This is a genomic window from Haloarcula amylovorans, assembly GCF_004681185.1.
GTDB lineage: Archaea > Halobacteriota > Halobacteria > Halobacteriales > Haloarculaceae > Haloarcula > Haloarcula amylovorans.
This window is the reverse complement of the sequence record NZ_SRIF01000001.1, coordinates 1,344,443-1,360,034: the sequence shown is the minus strand read 5'-3', so window position 1 is coordinate 1,360,034 and position 15,592 is coordinate 1,344,443. Positions and strand designations below refer to the sequence as shown.

The 15,592-nt window shown below is 64.5% G+C and carries 20 protein-coding genes and 1 tRNA gene; 8 read left to right on the top strand and 13 right to left on the bottom strand.

What is annotated here, in order from left to right:
• Nucleotides 1-29 precede the first annotated feature (29 nt).
• Nucleotides 30-761 carry a GNAT family N-acetyltransferase gene (locus E4S61_RS06900; protein ID WP_135303145.1) on the top strand — a complete coding sequence of 244 codons (732 nt, stop codon included), beginning with the start codon at nucleotides 30-32 and terminating at the stop codon, nucleotides 759-761.
• Here the strand turns inward: E4S61_RS06900 and E4S61_RS25310 are convergent, their stop codons facing one another.
• Genes E4S61_RS25310 through tmcA form a run of 3 tightly spaced genes read right to left on the bottom strand, consistent with a single transcriptional unit; the run spans nucleotide 762 to nucleotide 3,702 of the window.
• Nucleotides 762-926, bottom strand: coding sequence for a hypothetical protein (locus E4S61_RS25310; protein ID WP_167768436.1), 165 nt, complete (start codon nucleotides 924-926; stop codon nucleotides 762-764).
• Nucleotides 923-1,405 carry a DUF456 domain-containing protein gene (locus E4S61_RS06895; RefSeq protein WP_135303144.1) on the bottom strand — a complete coding sequence of 161 codons (483 nt, stop codon included), beginning with the start codon at nucleotides 1,403-1,405 and terminating at the stop codon, nucleotides 923-925. Before E4S61_RS06895 ends, E4S61_RS25310 begins: the two co-directional genes overlap by 4 nt.
• Nucleotides 1,402-3,702, bottom strand: coding sequence for a tRNA(Met) cytidine acetyltransferase TmcA (tmcA, locus tag E4S61_RS06890; protein ID WP_135303143.1), 2,301 nt, complete (start codon nucleotides 3,700-3,702; stop codon nucleotides 1,402-1,404). Before tmcA ends, E4S61_RS06895 begins: the two co-directional genes overlap by 4 nt.
• Before the next feature lie 314 nt (nucleotides 3,703-4,016).
• On the opposite strand from tmcA, the gene rpl7ae reads away from it, so the two are divergent.
• From rpl7ae to E4S61_RS06865, 5 genes are all read left to right on the top strand, one after another.
• Nucleotides 4,017-4,379, top strand: coding sequence for a 50S ribosomal protein L7Ae (rpl7ae, locus tag E4S61_RS06885; protein ID WP_135303142.1), 363 nt, complete (start codon nucleotides 4,017-4,019; stop codon nucleotides 4,377-4,379).
• Between the two features lie 11 nt (nucleotides 4,380-4,390).
• Nucleotides 4,391-4,618, top strand: coding sequence for a 30S ribosomal protein S28e (locus E4S61_RS06880; protein ID WP_135303141.1), 228 nt, complete (start codon nucleotides 4,391-4,393; stop codon nucleotides 4,616-4,618).
• A gap of 2 nt (nucleotides 4,619-4,620) precedes the next feature.
• Nucleotides 4,621-4,983 (top strand): 50S ribosomal protein L24e, encoded by a 363-nt coding sequence (locus tag E4S61_RS06875; RefSeq protein WP_135303140.1) that lies wholly within the window; start codon nucleotides 4,621-4,623, stop codon nucleotides 4,981-4,983.
• The gene (ndk, locus tag E4S61_RS06870) at nucleotides 4,983-5,447 is read left to right on the top strand and encodes a nucleoside-diphosphate kinase (protein WP_135303139.1); all 465 of its coding nucleotides are present in this window, start codon (nucleotides 4,983-4,985) and stop codon (nucleotides 5,445-5,447) included. Before E4S61_RS06875 ends, ndk begins: the two co-directional genes overlap by 1 nt.
• An 84-nt stretch (nucleotides 5,448-5,531) precedes the next feature.
• Complete coding sequence (locus E4S61_RS06865; protein ID WP_135303138.1) at nucleotides 5,532-5,771, top strand: glutaredoxin family protein; 240 nt, start codon at nucleotides 5,532-5,534, stop codon at nucleotides 5,769-5,771.
• A 42-nt stretch (nucleotides 5,772-5,813) separates the two neighbouring features.
• On the opposite strand, the gene msrB is transcribed toward E4S61_RS06865, so the two are convergent.
• Entirely contained in the window at nucleotides 5,814-6,209 is a 396-nt protein-coding gene (gene msrB, locus E4S61_RS06860) for a peptide-methionine (R)-S-oxide reductase MsrB (protein WP_135303137.1), read from the bottom strand.
• A 94-nt stretch (nucleotides 6,210-6,303) separates the two neighbouring features.
• Between msrB and E4S61_RS06855 the strand changes: the two genes are divergently transcribed.
• Together E4S61_RS06855 and E4S61_RS06850 are read left to right on the top strand one after the other, a co-directional pair.
• Nucleotides 6,304-7,341 carry a YihY/virulence factor BrkB family protein gene (locus tag E4S61_RS06855; protein WP_135303136.1) on the top strand — a complete coding sequence of 346 codons (1,038 nt, stop codon included), beginning with the start codon at nucleotides 6,304-6,306 and terminating at the stop codon, nucleotides 7,339-7,341.
• Between the two features lie 56 nt (nucleotides 7,342-7,397).
• On the top strand, nucleotides 7,398-8,558 hold the full coding sequence (locus tag E4S61_RS06850) for a right-handed parallel beta-helix repeat-containing protein (protein ID WP_135303135.1): 1,161 nt from the start codon (nucleotides 7,398-7,400) through the stop codon (nucleotides 8,556-8,558).
• Nucleotides 8,559-8,567: 9 nt separating this feature from the next.
• Here E4S61_RS06850 and E4S61_RS06845 read toward each other — a convergent pair whose 3' ends face one another.
• The 9 genes from E4S61_RS06845 to E4S61_RS06805 all read right to left on the bottom strand — a co-directional run bounded on the left by E4S61_RS06845 (nucleotide 8,568) and on the right by E4S61_RS06805 (nucleotide 15,523).
• A complete protein-coding gene (locus tag E4S61_RS06845) occupies nucleotides 8,568-9,773 on the bottom strand; it encodes an AI-2E family transporter (RefSeq protein ID WP_280663800.1) in 1,206 nt (401 codons plus the stop codon).
• A gap of 240 nt (nucleotides 9,774-10,013) precedes the next feature.
• Complete coding sequence (locus tag E4S61_RS06840; RefSeq protein WP_135303133.1) at nucleotides 10,014-11,111, bottom strand: sensor histidine kinase; 1,098 nt, start codon at nucleotides 11,109-11,111, stop codon at nucleotides 10,014-10,016.
• Nucleotides 11,112-11,268: 157 nt separating this feature from the next.
• Nucleotides 11,269-11,342 (bottom strand) — tRNA-Thr (locus E4S61_RS06835).
• Between the two features lie 30 nt (nucleotides 11,343-11,372).
• Entirely contained in the window at nucleotides 11,373-11,840 is a 468-nt protein-coding gene (locus tag E4S61_RS06830) for a GNAT family N-acetyltransferase (protein WP_135303132.1), read from the bottom strand.
• A 48-nt stretch (nucleotides 11,841-11,888) separates the two neighbouring features.
• A complete protein-coding gene (locus E4S61_RS06825; RefSeq protein WP_135303131.1) occupies nucleotides 11,889-12,473 on the bottom strand; it encodes a CBS domain-containing protein in 585 nt (194 codons plus the stop codon).
• 79 nt (nucleotides 12,474-12,552) lie between these two features.
• The gene (locus E4S61_RS06820; RefSeq protein ID WP_135303130.1) at nucleotides 12,553-13,311 is read right to left on the bottom strand and encodes a GTP cyclohydrolase III; all 759 of its coding nucleotides are present in this window, start codon (nucleotides 13,309-13,311) and stop codon (nucleotides 12,553-12,555) included.
• A gap of 65 nt (nucleotides 13,312-13,376) precedes the next feature.
• Nucleotides 13,377-13,709, bottom strand: a complete 333-nt coding sequence (locus E4S61_RS06815) for a DUF7344 domain-containing protein (RefSeq protein ID WP_135303129.1) — start codon at nucleotides 13,707-13,709, stop codon at nucleotides 13,377-13,379.
• Between the two features lie 71 nt (nucleotides 13,710-13,780).
• Nucleotides 13,781-14,080: a DUF5785 family protein gene (locus E4S61_RS06810; protein ID WP_135303128.1), complete on the bottom strand. Its 300-nt coding sequence runs from the start codon at nucleotides 14,078-14,080 to the stop codon at nucleotides 13,781-13,783.
• Nucleotides 14,081-14,140: 60 nt separating this feature from the next.
• A complete protein-coding gene (locus tag E4S61_RS06805; RefSeq protein ID WP_135303127.1) occupies nucleotides 14,141-15,523 on the bottom strand; it encodes a PGF-pre-PGF domain-containing protein in 1,383 nt (460 codons plus the stop codon).
• Nucleotides 15,524-15,592: the final 69 nt, after the last annotated feature.

Genomic DNA, 15,592 nt, shown 5'->3' with positions numbered 1-15,592 from the left:
TTATATACTGGGGGATGATAACACGTTACATGGAGCTTACCGAGCCACTGCAGTTCGATCACACAGACCGGAAGGACATCTACGAGTACGTCGAATCTCACGGGTCGGTAGACCCCGAAGAGGCGCGCAAGGCGCTCCGGATGGAGCCACACCCCTTCGGCCACCACGTTGCCATCATGAAACGCGACGGCGTCCTCACGGAGTTCGACGAGGAACTGCGTATCGCCTACGAGGACAGCGGCGAGGAGGAGTTCCAGTCCGACGACGTGGAGTTCACCATCCGTCAGGCTCGACAGGAGGACCTGACGGGTCTCGTCGGCGCGATCAGGGCCGCCATCGGGAGTGGCGAGTACATCGACGCTGAGACGGTCGCCGACGTCATCGACACCGAGGGCGTCCTGCTCCGGCACAACGAACTGGAGTCGCGCATCTTCTTCGTCGCCTGCATCGACAACGACGTCATCGGCTGGGTCCATCTCAAACACCCGGAGACGAAGAAGCTCTCACACACCGCGGAACTGACCGTGGGCGTACTGGCTCAGTACCGCGGCCACGGTATCGGCGCGCGACTCCTCGAACGCGGGACCGAGTGGGCGACCGACCACGGCTACGAGAAGTTGTACAATTCGGTGCCGTCGACGAATCAGGACGCTATCGACTTCCTCGAAACCCACGGCTGGGAGACTGAAGCAGTACGCGAGGACCACTACAAGTTCGGCGACGAGTACGCAGACGAGGTGATGCTAGCGCGGTCGCTGTAGTCAGGGCCACTCGTCTTCGTGGCCGTCCAGTGGTTCCGGAACGACGCCGTCTTTTTGTACCCAGACTCGCGCGTGTGCCGTACAGACGAGTCGGTTGGCGTCCCACGGGATGTGGAGTTTCACCGCGGCCTCGCTTTCGCAGTCCGCCTCTTCGCAGACTGTCATAGCGCGACCACGAGCATCGTCACGAGGATCGACCCGGTGAGCAGCGCTTGGACGACACTCGACGCGAGCATCCCGGCCGTCGTCACGAGCGCCGCCCTCATGCCTTGCTTGGCGTCCTGTTGACGCCAGAACTCCACGGCGAACACCGTCGCGGCGACGCCGAGGATGAGGCCCACCGGTCCAGTGACGAAAAAGAGCAGCAGGCCGACGATACCCGCGACGACTGCCGTCGTGGTCGACGCGCCGCCGACGCGGGCCGCGACCGCTCCGCCGAAGAAGTCGACGACCCACGTCAACACGCCGACCAGCGTCAGGCCGACGAGCACCACGAGCGGGAGGCCAACAGCGTACCAGTAGACGTAGACGCCCGCGAGCGACAGCAACGCGCCGGGCACCTGCGGGATGAGGCTGCCGACGACGCCGCCGACGAGCAGGGCGAACGCGAGGACGACCAGCACCGTCTCGGTTCCGGTGATCATGTGTGGCGGTCCAGTTCCTCCTGTACCCACTCCTCGCCGTAAAGACGGGTCAATCTTTCGACGCTTCCGCCGAGCGCCCGCATACACTGCCGCCGGGAGACGAAACCGAGTTCGGCGGTCACGCTATCCCACGACCGCGCCTGCAGGACCTTTCGGACGAGCAGTCGCTCCTCGCGGTCGGTGAGGGCGTCGGGGTCGTCGGGCGCGACGAGGTGCCGGATTGTGAGTGCTCGGAAAGGCGCGGGGTCGGTGTCCAGGATGGCCGCGCCACCGGGGACGCCCGCGACGAGTCGCCACTCCCACGGAGAGAGGTCGAGCGAGGACGCGCCGTCGACGGCCCGCAGCGTCGCTCGCACCACGTCCGGGTCGCCGTCGGAAAGTGCGTCCGAGAGGACGGCCACGACCCGAGCGAGGAACCACCCCGTGTGACGGTCAGCGAGCGCGCGACCCCCCTCCGAACAGGGGTCGAGCATCACCGCGGAGTACTCGCCACTCGTGTCGTTGCGCGACGTGGAGAGGTGCAACGTACTGAACCCGTTCCGTCGCCAGAACCGGACGAGTTCCGGCGTCGCGCCGTAGCCGACGCCGAGCCAGTCCGTCTCGTCACCGAACTCGGCGCGGACCTCGTCGAGGAGATGCGAGCCGAGGCCGCGCGACCGGACCGCGGCGTGTGTGGCGATACGGAGGACGCGTTGGCCGACCGGCACACCCGCGTCCTCGTCGCGCAACTGCGTCGTCAGTACGTCGGGAATCATGTTCCCGCGAACGCGCCCGCCCTCGTACATGGTCGCCCGCGTCTCTGCATCCAGATTGCCTTCCCGCGCGAGTAGCGCGACGGCGACGACGTGACTGTCTTGGGTCAGCGCTCGGACCGAGAGGTTCGGGGCGTCGAGCAACCGCGCGAGGTCCGCGGGTTCGGTACGGTAGTGGGCCAACACGAGCAACCCGAATACCTCCCTGAGCAGGTGTTCGTTGGCCAGCACGTCGGCGCTCGTCAGCCGACGGTATTCGACCGTTTCGGGTGTCGCGTCGGCGACTAACGGCTCGACTGGCGGCCGCGCGTCGAGCAACAGCGCCCGGAACGCCCACACTTCGACTGGGTCGGCGTCGGCGTAGCGGATCGGCGTCGTCATCGTCACGTCCGTCACCTCGTGGTCGCTCTCGGCCAGCCGGTCCCGGAACCGAACGGAGAAGCCGCGTCCAGCCCCTTCGTAGCCGTGAACGGTCGTCGTGAATGCGACGGCCGGGGCGGAGAGCAGTGACTCCAGTCGGCGGACTGGGAGGGCGGCAGCCTCGTCGACGATGACTACGTCGGGGTCTTCCGGTAACTCGACGGCGGCGGCGGGCTTTGCAAACCTGATACGGCCGCTATCGCCCCCACCCTCGTCGTCCTCATTGCTGCCAACTCTGCCGACTCCGCCGCCGCTACCCACGACGCGCAACTCGTGAGGGTCTTCCGATCTATCGCCTTCGAAGGTGACGCCGCAAGCCTCGAACAGCGCCGCCGCGCGGACGAACACCTCGGCCGCGCTCCGATACTGCGGAGCGGTCACGAGGACGTCTCGCCCGTCGAGCGCGAGGTTCGCGCCGGCGAGGCCGGCGGCGCTCGATTTCCCGCGGCCACGGTCTGCCTCCACGACGACGGCGTTGCCGGCCTCGCGGAGCGTCTCGAAGGCGTGGACGGCCGTGACTTGGTCGTCGGTGAGACAGGCGTCGTAGGCCTCGGGCCGAAACGCGGCGTCTTCCGGCGGGACCGGCGGCGCGGTAGGACGACGTGGTGGCGGGCCGATCAGTCCGGAGTTTTCGATGGTGTCGCCGCTTTCGTCTACCGACATGATGGCGATACCACGATGCGCGCGTAGCGTCTCGACCAGCCGTCGGCGGAAGTGACCAGTCACGTCTTCGACGCCGAACGGCGGGACGGCGAGGCTTCCGTCGAAGGCATCCCGATTCTCGGCCCAGCTCTCCAGTGGCGGCGTCAACAGAACGAGCAGGCCGCCACCGTCGACTGCGCCGACGGCGGTTCCGAGCGCGTTCGGTCGAAGTTCGTCCTGACAGTCCAACACGACGGCACTCCGAGTCCGTCCGAGTAGCTCGCTCGCTCGGGACTGCTCGTGGCGTTCGCAGTCGAGGAAGTCTTCGGGGCCGAGCAGCGTCGTTTCCTCGCGGGGAATCTCGGCGGCATCGAGCGCCGCTGCAGCACGGTCACGGGTCCGAGTGGCATCGCCGGCCAACACGAGCATCCGCCGCTCGTTCGATCGGCGGGCCTCTGCGCGCAGCGACCGTGCGTGGTCCATACTACGCGATAGTGGGAGTCACTCGTTGATGGTCGTGACGGTCTCGGACCGGCTTTCTGGCTCGCCCCCGGCTCCAACAGCCGTGACAGCGTCTTCGCTCGCAGGCGAACTCACGACCGCTGTGTGGCGGGCTGGCACGGGATTTCGGCTTCGAAAGCGCTTTTAGGGCCGGTGGCACAGAATGGGGTACAGCCTGCGCCGGGTTGATGATGCTCCCAGCCTTCTCAGGACTACGCACACCATCGCGGCGTGCCGCGGGGTCTCCCGCGAACGGCGGGGGAGCCTGAGCCCGCGCGCAGGAGGTGAACATACCAATGCCAGTATACGTAGATTTCGACGTTCCGGCCGACCTCGAGGACGACGCCCTCGAGGCGCTGGAAGTCGCACGAGACACAGGCAGCGTGAAGAAAGGAACCAACGAGACGACCAAGGCCGTCGAGCGCGGCTCCGCCGAGCTCGTCTACGTCGCCGAGGACGTCCAGCCCGAGGAAATCGTCATGCACATCCCCGAGCTGGCCGACGAGAAGGGCGTCTCCTTCATCTTCGTCGAGCAACAGGACGACCTGGGCCACGCCGCGGGTCTCGAAGTCGGCTCGGCCGCCGCCGCCATCGTCGATTCGGGCGAGGCCGAAGGCGACGTCGAGGACATCGCCGACAAGGTCGAGGAGCTCCGCTGAGGTGATTACGGATGAGCGCTGAGGAATCCGAAGGAAGCGGCGCCACGCCCGCCGAGGTCATCGAGATCGTCGGCAAGACGGGGATGCACGGCGAGGCCATGCAGGTCAAGTGCCGCATCCGCGAGGGCGAGAACCAGGGCCGTATCATCACGCGAAACGTGCTGGGTCCCGTCCGCGAGGGCGACGTGCTGCAACTCCGCGAGACGGCCCGCGAAGCCGACTCTATCGGAGGTCAGTAACGATGCCCCGAACGCGAGAATGTGACTACTGTGGCGCGGACATCGAACCCGGTACGGGGACGATGTTCGTCCACAACGACGGGACGACCGTCCACTTCTGTTCCTCGAAGTGCGAGAACAACGCCGACCTCGGCCGCGAGGCCCGCAACCTGGGCTGGACCGAGGCCGGGCGCGGTGCCGGCGGCGAGGTCGAACACGCAGACGACACCGCCGAAGACGAGGTCGTCGAGGACGAAGCGGACGACGTCGCTCCCGACCTCGAAGCCGCCGAGGACGAGGCAGAAGCGGACGAATCTGAAGAAGCGACCGAGGAGAGCGAGGACGAGTCCGAAGAGGACGAAGAAGCAGAGGAGGCTGAAGCCTGATGGCCGACACCGAGCGCACCTTCGTCATGGTCAAGCCTGACGGCGTCCAGCGCGGACTCATCGGCGACATCGTCTCCCGCTTCGAAGAGCGCGGGCTGAAAATGGTCGGCGGGAAGTTCATGCAGATCGACCAGGACCTCGCCGAAGAGCACTACGGTGAGCACGAGGACAAACCGTTCTTCGACGGCCTCGTGGACTTCATCACCTCGGACCCGGTCTTCGCCATGGTCTGGGAAGGTCAGGACGCGACGCGGCAGGTCCGCAACATGATGGGCGAGACGGACCCCGCCGAGTCCGCTCCCGGCACCATCCGCGGTGACTACGGACTCGACCTCGGTCGGAACGTCATCCACGGCTCCGACCACGAGGACGAGGGCGCGAACGAGCGCGAGATCTCGTTGTTCTTCGACGAAGACGAACTCGTCGAGTGGGAGCGCATCGACGAGACCTGGCTCTACGAGTAAGCCACGCTCGCGGTTCGTTTGTGACGTTCGCGATTTCCCCTTTCGACCACAACCACCTTGAGACGCGCGTCCGTATCCCCTGGCGTGAGCCGAACGCTCTACCAACTGGATGGGTGCCCGTACTGTGAGAAGGTCGCCGACCGACTGGACGAACTCGACGTGGAGTACGAGACGATCTGGGTCGACGCCCTCCACTCCGACCGCGACGAGGTCAAGCGCGTCTCCGGTCAGCGCGGTGTCCCGGTCCTCGTCGACGAGGAGTACGGCGTCACGATGGCCGAGTCCGACCGGATTCTGGAGTTCGCCGAGCAGAGCTACACCTGAGCGGCGTCGGTTCGAAACTGACTGGAAAACGCGGAGAACGGCCTACTCGTCGGCTTCGAAGTCCAGCGCTGCGCCGTTGATGCAGTAGCGCTTGCCGGTCGGTTCCGGCCCGTCGTCGAAGACGTGGCCGAGGTGGCCGCCGCAGCTGCCACAGACGACTTCCGTCCGTCGCATCCCGTGACTCTCGTCGAGGCGCGTCTCGATGTTACCGTCCTCGTAGACGTCCCAGAAGCTCGGCCACCCGGTCTCGGAGTCGAACTTCTCGTCGCTGTCGAACAGCTCCGCCCCGCAGCCGGCACAGACGAAGACGCCCTCGTCTTTGACGTCCAGCAGGTCGCTGCTGAAGCGCGGTTCGGTCCCGGCTTCACGGAGGATCTCGTACTCTTCATCTGTCAGCATTTCGCGCCACTCCTCGTCGTTCGCGGGGAGTTCGCTCATGGTCCCTCATACGGGCCGAAGGGTCATAAGCCCACGTCAGCGTAGCGACGGTGCGGACGGTGGGTATTTGCGCCGGCCTGTCGAACCCGCTGTCATGCGCGTCAATCGTGCCCGCACCGAGGAGGTGCTGCGGGCCATCGTCCACGAGGCCAGAGCGGAGAAGATAACGTTCATGGCCGGCTCGATCGCCTATCACGCCTTTATTTCCATCTTGCCGCTGCTCTTGCTGGTGCTGACGCTCGTCCAGCGGACCCAGAACGTCGCGTTGCGCGAGTCCATCGTCGCCATCATGCAGGCCGTGTTGACCGAAGAGGCGAGTCAGGTCATCCAGCAGGGATTGACCGACGCCGACGCCTCCGTCTCGATTCTCGGCCTCGCCTTCCTCGTCTGGGGGGCTCTTCGCATCTTTCGGGGGCTTGACACCGCTTTTTCCGATATCTACGAGACCGAACAGCAGAACACGTTCGGCGACCAGTTGCTCGACGGATTGCTGTTGCTCGCCACCGTCACGCTGGCCATCGTCGGCGTCAGCGTCGTTGGCAACTCGGTTTCGGTTGAGAGCGGGGGCATCCTTGGGGCGGTACTTGGTGGTAGCGTCACGGCTATCGGCCTGTTCGTCGTCTTCTACCCGATGTACTACATCTTCCCCGACACGGACGTGACGGTCGCCGAAATCGTTCCGGGGACGCTCTTCGCCGCCGTCGGCCTCACGGTCGCACAGGCGTTGTTCACGACGTTCAAGTCCGGCGGCGCGGGCGGGAACATCGTCGCTAGCATCCTCGTCTTGTTGACGTGGCTCTATATCATCGGTCTCATTATCCTCCTGGGTGCGGTTGTCAACGCTGTCCTCTCGAACCGCTCGCGGGACGTGAACCTCGAACCCGTGGTCGGTGGCGTCGAGGAACGAGGCCGGGACCAAAGTGCCAGCGTCGAACGGACGGTGTTGCTGTCGGACCTCGACGGACTGGCCGATAGGTTGACCGAGGGTGGGGAATCCGTCTCGGTCACTATCGGTGACGAGACGGCGACGGTGGTCGCCCCGCAGACAGCGACCGTCGACCGCCAGAATAGCGTCTTCGGTCTCGACGGGTCAGTCGCGCTGACGCTCCGGTGGTGGCCCGAAGACGACTGAGAACAGAGCGACGGACCCATGCATCGCAAGCGTCGAGACCGGGTAGAACCAACGGCATGTCTAATATCACGAACGCACTGCGCCGCTTCGTCGACGAGAGCGGCCCGACGCTGGTCCGTGCGGCGGGCGAAGCGGGCACCGACGAGACGATTCAGGCGGCCCACGATGCACTGGGCGACCACTGGCGCGACGGCGGCATCGTCCTCGTACTGCCGAGCTACGACCCGGAACGCGAGGAGTTTCCCATTCGGTGGGCCAAGACCGCGACGCTGCGCGGCGGGAACCACACGGTCATCGAGAACGCAGACGATAGCGTCCCGACGCTGGTCGTGGACGTGGACGCGCCGGTCAACCGGCCGCCAGGACCCAATTTCAACGATGTCACGATTCGCGGAGGGAAACACGGCGTCGAGAAGCGTGGCGGTCGCTACACCATGTTCCGCGACGTCACGGTGAAAGACGCCGCCGAAGATGGGTTTCACGTCGCCGGCGCACGGGAGTACGACGCCGGCGAGAACCCGCCAAACGAATTCGCGCCGAACACCCACCGGTTCTACGGCTGCGTCGCGGAGGAGAACGGCCGCGACGGGTGGTACGTCGGCGAGGGCATTCACGGCGTCACGCTGGCCTCCTCGAACGCGTACTTCAACGGACGGGACGGCGTCAACTGGCGACAGAACTACGCGGGTCACGTCGAGGGCGGGAGCTTCGAGCAGAACGGGCGCAACGGACTCCGATTCGACCGCGTGCAGGCACTCGAAGTCGAGAACGCCTACGTCGAGAAGAACGGGCAGGCGGCCGACGACGACAGTATGACGATCGGCATCCTCGTCGGCGAACACTCCCGCGGCGTCTCGTTCTCCGATTGTTACTTCCAGGGCGGTGGCGACGTTTCGTGGGGGATCTACAATCAGGGACGGGGGACCAGTCTCAGAAACTGCTACGCGCGCGGTCACACCAACGGCTTCGTCTACAACGCCGAGGCCGCCGAGGATACCGAGTGGGCGCGCGCGAGTCACACGCTCGCCGACGGCGAACGGTTCGGCGGCGGCGACGGCAAGCGGACGAGAGACCACGGCGTCGTCGTCCCGCAGGATCTCTCGACCGTCACCGGCCAGTTCGACGGCGACAGGGGCGTCCATCTCGGCAGCGATGGGCCGGTCTTTTGTCTCTGGTACGACGGCGTGTGGTATCGCCCGGACGGCCGTCCCGTGTGAGCCGGCGGCTCAGTCGGAGTCGGACGAGGAACTGTCGCCGCCTATCTGCGGGTCCGTCGAGTCGGTTCCGTCGTCGCTGGTGGAGACCTCTCCCGCGTTGTCGCCCGCCGCCGTCGGAACGTCGTCGCGTTCTTCGACCGGGTCGGTGCCGGACTCGGTGTCGAGTCTCGCGGTCGGTCGAGGCTGTTCCCCGTGGAGGAGTTCAGGTAGCACGATGCGGACCGCTTCCAACACGAGGATGAACAGGATGGGGAAGAGGAAGAAGCCGGGCCATCCGAGCGCCATCGGGCCGAGAATATATGCGAACAGCAGCAGGGTCATATCGAACTGGCGGCCGGAGACGTACGGTTGGACGACCGCCTGCGGAAGCAGGTCCAGTACGAGTACGTACACGACGAGTGCCGCGAGGACGAACGTGACCCCGCCGCTACCGGACCGAAGCGCCTGCAAGCCGAGGTACGCGACCACGGGTACGTAGACAATCTTACCGACGACGACCGGAACCAGACTCGCAACGCCAGTCAGGAAGCCCAGAACGAGCACCAGCGGGATCTGCAGGCCCTGGGGTGCCAACAGGTTCGTCGTCCAGTATACGACCACCGCGACGACTGCCATGATGCTGGCGAACAGGAGGTTGCCGAAGAACACCGATTCGAGGTCCTCGTCGACGGCCGCGGCGTAGGCGTACGTCGTCGTCTCGCGGCCGCCCACAAGTTCGACGAAGGCGTCGGCGAGACCAGTGTCTTTCGCCAGGAGGACGTACGCGAGCGTCAGCGCGAGCCCGAGAATGAGGATCGTGTTGAACGTCGCCTGCAAAGCCTGTAGTATCAGATCTCCGTTCGAGAGCAACGCGCCGCCCTGCCCGCTGAGCAGCGCGGTCGGGTCGCTGAGCAACGTTCGCAACTGCTGGCGCTGGGCGGAACTGAGCGAGTCGAGCGACGGAAGCTGTCCGAGGAGCGAGACTGCATCCGACCCGTTCAGGAACTGTTGGACCCGTTGGACCGCCCGAACGACGAGGACGGACAACAACAGAAATATCGGCAGGAGGACGACAAGGGCGGTAAACGCCGCAGCGAGGCGATTCGAATCGACGAGCTTGCGCATCCGTCGACAGATCGGACGCGTCGCGTAGTAGCCGAACACACCGAGTACGAGTATTCCGGTGAAGCGAGCGGCGACAAACGCCATCGCTATTCCGAGCCCAACGACGAAAATCCACCAGCCGAGACGGTCACGGGAAATCGAAAATTCTCGAATACTCGACGTGTTCGTGCGCTGCCGACTCTCTCCTCCATCTGCCGGCGAATCACTATTGGGACTCAAAATTCGGGTATTTCCACTACATTTGCCTCACATAGGGGCATTCTGCATGCAAACGAAAGCAGTCGCTCTCACCGTCTCTCTGTGGGTTCGCACGGAGATGTCGCGGAGACGGGAATCGCGGTCGAGGTGGCGTCACCGACCCGACGGTTCGACGGCAGTCTGCGTATCACTCGAACCGGACTCCTCCACTAGCGGCAGTCGTACAGCGATCGTCGTTCCCTTGGGCCCCGTCCGGGAGAGTTCTATCTCCCCGTCGTATCGGTCGACGAGTCGTCCGACGATGACGGTCCCCAATCGTATTTCGGTGTCGTGCCGGTCCATCGTGGGGTCGAACAAGTGATCTCGCAGGCTTTCGGGAACGCCCGGTCCGTTGTCTCGAATCCGGACGCGTACGTTCGCTTCGTCTACTGTCGCTGTGATGGTCAGTGTAACGGGAGTCGTCTCGGCGTGTTCGACGGCGTTCCTGAATAGATTCGAGAAGAGACGATTGACGAGGCTGTCCGCCATTACCACAGCTGATTCGGGCAGGTCGAGTTCCGTCACTAGGTCGTCGCTGCGAACGGCCAGTTTCTCTACTTCGGTACTGATGACCGTGCAGAGGTCTATCGGTTCTATCGTGTCCTGTGTCTCGTTGGCGCGTATCAACAGCTGGACATCTTTCACGACGGCGGCCAGGTCGTCCGCTTGCCGTTCGATGTTGCCGAGTCGGACGTGATGTGGTGATTCCGAATCGAGTCCGGCTTCGATGAGATTTGCTTGTCCGTACACGACTGTCGCGGCGTTCAGCACCTCGTGTCTGAGCAGTGCGTTCAGGTACTCGAGTATCTCCTGTCGATCCTCCGCCTCCTCCGCTCGGACCTGCGCCCGTTCGGCGGCTACTCGCCCCTCGATGACCCGAGCGTTGAAGCACCCGGCGAGGAAGCCGCTACCGACACCCACCGAGAGCCCCCAGCGGAGCAAGCCAACCTGGCTCAGGACATCGTCGAACAGGAGCGGCCCGAAGGCTGACAGTATCGTCCCGAGGAAAACGCCACCGACCAGCGCCCACGCGCCGATTCGCGGGTAGTATCGCTCACTGACCGTCAATTTCGGCAGACCGTATCCGGCGCTGACGATGACGAGTGTAAAGGGAAGACTCGTCGCGACACCGACGAGAAAGACACTCGTCATCGGTGGGGAACCGTAGAGGCGGTACGCGAACTCGGCGGCGATGCCACTGCAGAGAACCAACCCGAAAATCGTGAGTACGGTAGGTAAACGACGTGCGAAGCGCCTCGCCGTCGTGAGAAACGAGTCCACGATGATTCTATATTCGTTAGATTCTCTGGATATTAAATGGTAGGGTCGCCATCGAAACAACGGCGTCCTCGGCGGACCCGGCGAGAAGAGCCAGGGGTGGGATTTGAACCCACGAACTCTCGATTACAAGTCGAGTGCTTGGACCACCCAAGCTCCCCTGGCGCTCGCATGCAATCGTTACAGGGGGACTGTTTAGAGCGTATCGCTTTCGGTCGGCTTTTCGAGTTCGACGCGGTGGGGGGTGTAGCCGTGTGCGGTGTAGAACTGGCGCGCCGCTTCGTTCTCGGCGAGGGCTTCCAACGCGACGATGTCTGCGCCCGCCTCGGTGAGCGTCGCTTCGGCGGCTCCCAAGAGAGCGCTCCCGATACCCCGTCGTCGATACGCCGGACTGACGTAGATGTTCTCGACGAGTCCGCGGACCCGTCGCTGTTCGTAGCGGCCGCGCTCTATCGTCAGCATGACGAACCCGACGATCGTCCCGTCGACGCGAGCGACTAGCAGGTCTTCGGCGACGATGCGCTGGAGCGTCGCTTCCCGCACCGTGGTCCGGTTTTCGTCCGCGAGGAGGTGCGAACCGTGCGCTCGCTGGTCGCGGGCGAGTTCGACCCAGAGATCGACAACGGTGTCGATGTCGTCGGTCGTGGCGGTCGTTATCTCCACGGACAAACTGGGGGTCGCTGGTGGAAAACAGTTGCTGCGGCCGATGGGTCAGACGTCCCGGCAGTCCGCACACAGCAACTGCCCGTTGAACGACGCGAGGCTTCGCGTGAACGTTCCGCAGGCCGAACAGATACCCTGTTCGTCGAAGGAGTCCTCCGCTGCGGTGGTCGCGCCGTCGGTGGTCGCGGCCTGTCCGGTGGTCGCCATCTGTGTGCCTTCCACGTCGGTCTCGGCGTTCGTCGTGCTTTCGCTTTCCAGCCGAGCGGTCGAGAGGATGTCGTGTTCGGTTACGGTCCCCTTCGGCTCGCCGTCCTCGGTTATCAGGACCCACTGAGCGGACCACGCGGCCATCCTGTCTCGGGCCTCGGGGAGTCGCGCATCGGGCGAGATCGAGGGGACTGACTCGGTCATCGCGTCGCCGACGACCGCGGATTCGGTTTCGCCCTCCGAGACGAGATACGAGAGGATGTCCTCCCGCGTCAGGACGCCGATGGGGTCGTTGCCTCGCAGGACCAGCGCGACGGCTTCGTCTTCTCGAACCAGCAGTTCTGTCGTTTCGAGGAGGTCATCCGACTCGCTCACACCCACGTACTCGCGGTTCATCACCTCCCGCACTGAGACCGGCTCGTTCATGTGTGTCAGTATCACACGACTGGTCTAAAAGATACCTCCACTACGCTTATGTGGCGTGGTACCTAAGCACAAGGGCTCGCTATTCGAAGGTGACCGTCTCGCCGGTGGCTCGGCACGTCTCCAGGGCGTGTTTCGCGTCCATGCCGGCGTCCGAGGCGGTACGACCTTGTCCGACGCCGACTTTCAACTCGACGTCGACCGACTCGCTGACGTGGTCGATCGCGTCGTGATACGCGTCGGCCGACAACGACGGACAGACCGCGATGACGTTGTCGCCGCCGACGAAAAACGAGAGCGAATCGTGGGCCTCGCGCATGTACTTCATCAGCGCCGCGTACCCCTGTTCTATTTGGATGAACGTATCGAACTCGTTCAACTGGTCGGTGTACTTCTCGGTCGCGTCGTCCACGTCGAAATGCGCCAACTGCACGTCCGTCTCGGTCCGGAACTCGTCGTCGATGGTCTGGCCGCGTAGCACCTCGCGGCGGCCGTCGTCCTGTGCGCTTCCGGCGTCCTGTAGCTGTTCGGTCGCCGTCCCGAGCGCCGAGACGGGGGTCGTGCCGGTCGCCACGGAGAGGCTCATCGTGACCGGATAGCGGTTACCGACCGATTCCTGGATCAGCGCGTGATCGGCTTCGTCGAGGCCGTTCGTGACCGCGATCATGTTATCGAACCGCGAGAAGAAGATGTAGCCGTCGCGGTTGCCGACGAGCTGTGCGAGGTCGGCGTACAGTCGGGACTGAAGCGTCTGAAGGTCGACCTCACGGCGGGGTTCCGGCGTCACCGTCCACGGGCCGTAGTTGTCGATCTGGATGTGGGTAACCTGCGTGTTCGTCACTGTCGCTCGTCGCTTCGACGCCGGTCAGTATTGGTCTGTCGGAATCCGCTCGTCCACCGTCCGTCTCAGGCCCGTCCGCGGCCGACGAGTCCGCGACGCAACAGCGTCACCGTTCCGAGCATCGAGTCGTAGGACAGCACGCCGGTCGCCATCAGCTTTGGGATGTGTTCGTCGTAGAGTTCCTCGCACACCGCCGCTCGGTCGTCGTCGGTCACGCCCGATTCTGCGACATCGTCACGGGCCGCGACGACGGCCGTCGCTAAATCCTCGACGACCATCGGCTCGCCGTGCTCGTCCAAAATCGACAACGCGACCCGACAGCTATCGGCCGATAGCAAGTCGCTGACGACTGTCTCGGGCAACTCGTCCGGACCGGATTCGGAACGTTGTGCCGCCATATGTGGCCGTACAACAGCCCGCTACAAGTATGTGTCGTGGGCACACACGACGTGCCGGTCGACGGCGAGGATCAGGCGTGGTCGAGGCGGTAAGGCCACAGGTTGGCTTCCCGCAGCGCTCTGCCGAGGGACTTATGAAAGTCCGGGAAATCCTCGAACTCCGCCTGGTCGACGTGGTCGAAGATTTCCTCGACGCTAACCACCGTCTCGTAGTCGATACGAACCGGGTGGTTGCCGTACTGCTCGACGTACTCGTCGGCCGAAAGCGGAAAGTCCTCTTCTTCGTCGATCTTCTTCGCGAGGACGGCGTGTCCGTACTTCCGCCTCCCTTCGCTCCCTTCCTCACCGTCCGGGTCGTGCGGCCAGTCCATACCGGTGACTGGCACACCGACGCAAAAAGGATTACCCTCCGTCCTCCCGCTACCGCGGGATTACAATTCGTTGAACCCGCCGGTGTTGCCGCCGCCGCTACCCCGGAGCAACAGCGCGACCACGAGGAAAACGAGGAGCGCGACGAGGACGCCACCGCCGAGGTACAGCGTGTCGATCCCCATCACCGTCGCCGGAACTTCCTCGGGGAGGATATTGTCGGCGCTACTATCGGGTTCTGCGACCGCCGTTCCGCCGTCTTGTCCCTGACCGCCGTCACCGCTTGCGGCCGTCTCGTTCGGGCCGCTTCCGACCTGGCTCTCGCTGATGACGAGACTGCCCGCGTCCGCGTCGTTCAACCGTATCTTGTAGGTCGCCGGTTCCGTTACGTCGTGTGAGAGCCGCACCGACCGCTCGGCCGCCGCTGGGATCGAAATGGTCGTCTCGTTGATTCGCTCGCCGTTGACGAACATCGCCGCGTCGTACTCGCCGCCAACACTTCCCTCGTTCCGCACGACGCCCTCCAGGACGATTCGCTGGCCGGCGTCAGAATCGACCGACTCGAAGGAGGTATCGACGAGGCTGAAGGAAGGCTCCATGCGCCCGACCGCCAGCGTCGCCGCGCCGGTTACGCTTGCCTCGTAAACCACGGCGTCGACTCGCTTTTCGGCGACCGTCGTCGCCACTCGCTCCCACGTCGACCCGTTCTGCCGATAGATGCTCACGTCGCTCGCGTCGAGTCCCGCCGCGCGCAGACGCGACCGATTGACTGCGAGACGCATCGTCGTCGCCCCAACCCCGTCGGTGGAGCCGACCGTGACGACACCGACGACGGAGCTAGAGGCGTTACCTGGCAGGCGGGCCTCCGACTCCGCCGGGTCACTGTAGGTGGTCACTCGCTGTGTGAACTTCTGTTGGGTCGCTTCGACGGTCCACGAATCGACCACCACCGACTGATTCGACGCCGGGAACGCGAAGGTGTACGGCTCCGCCGTCGGAACTGCGGCGGCCCGAACCTCGACGGTCCGTCGATTCGCCTTCTCCGCGACGACCCTCGTCGTCGCCCGTTCGACCGTCACCGTCCCGATTTTCTCGTCGCCGGCCTCGATGACGTATCGACCGGGCTCCTCGAACTGCATCGTCTCGGTGAACGTCTCGGTCTCGTCCGCCCCGACGACGACCCACCGTTCCGCTATCTTCGTCCCGTTTCGCGTAATCGCGACGTTCTTCCCGCCGCCATCGCTACCGATGTTCTTCACCGTCACGTTCACGTCGAAGTCCGCGCCGACGAGCGCCGTGTCGGATTCGAGCGCCCCATCACTCACGAACAGTCGCGGCGCGGCCGCCGCGGACCCGACGACCGCACTTGCGAGGAGGAGGAGGACGATACCGAACGTGACCGCACGCATCCCGAGTGTTCCGGGGGACCCAATCAGTCGCTGCATCGTGTTGGTTGAACCGGACCAACGGCTTAAAGCTGTGCGATTGGTTATCGGAATTTGAATTCACAATTG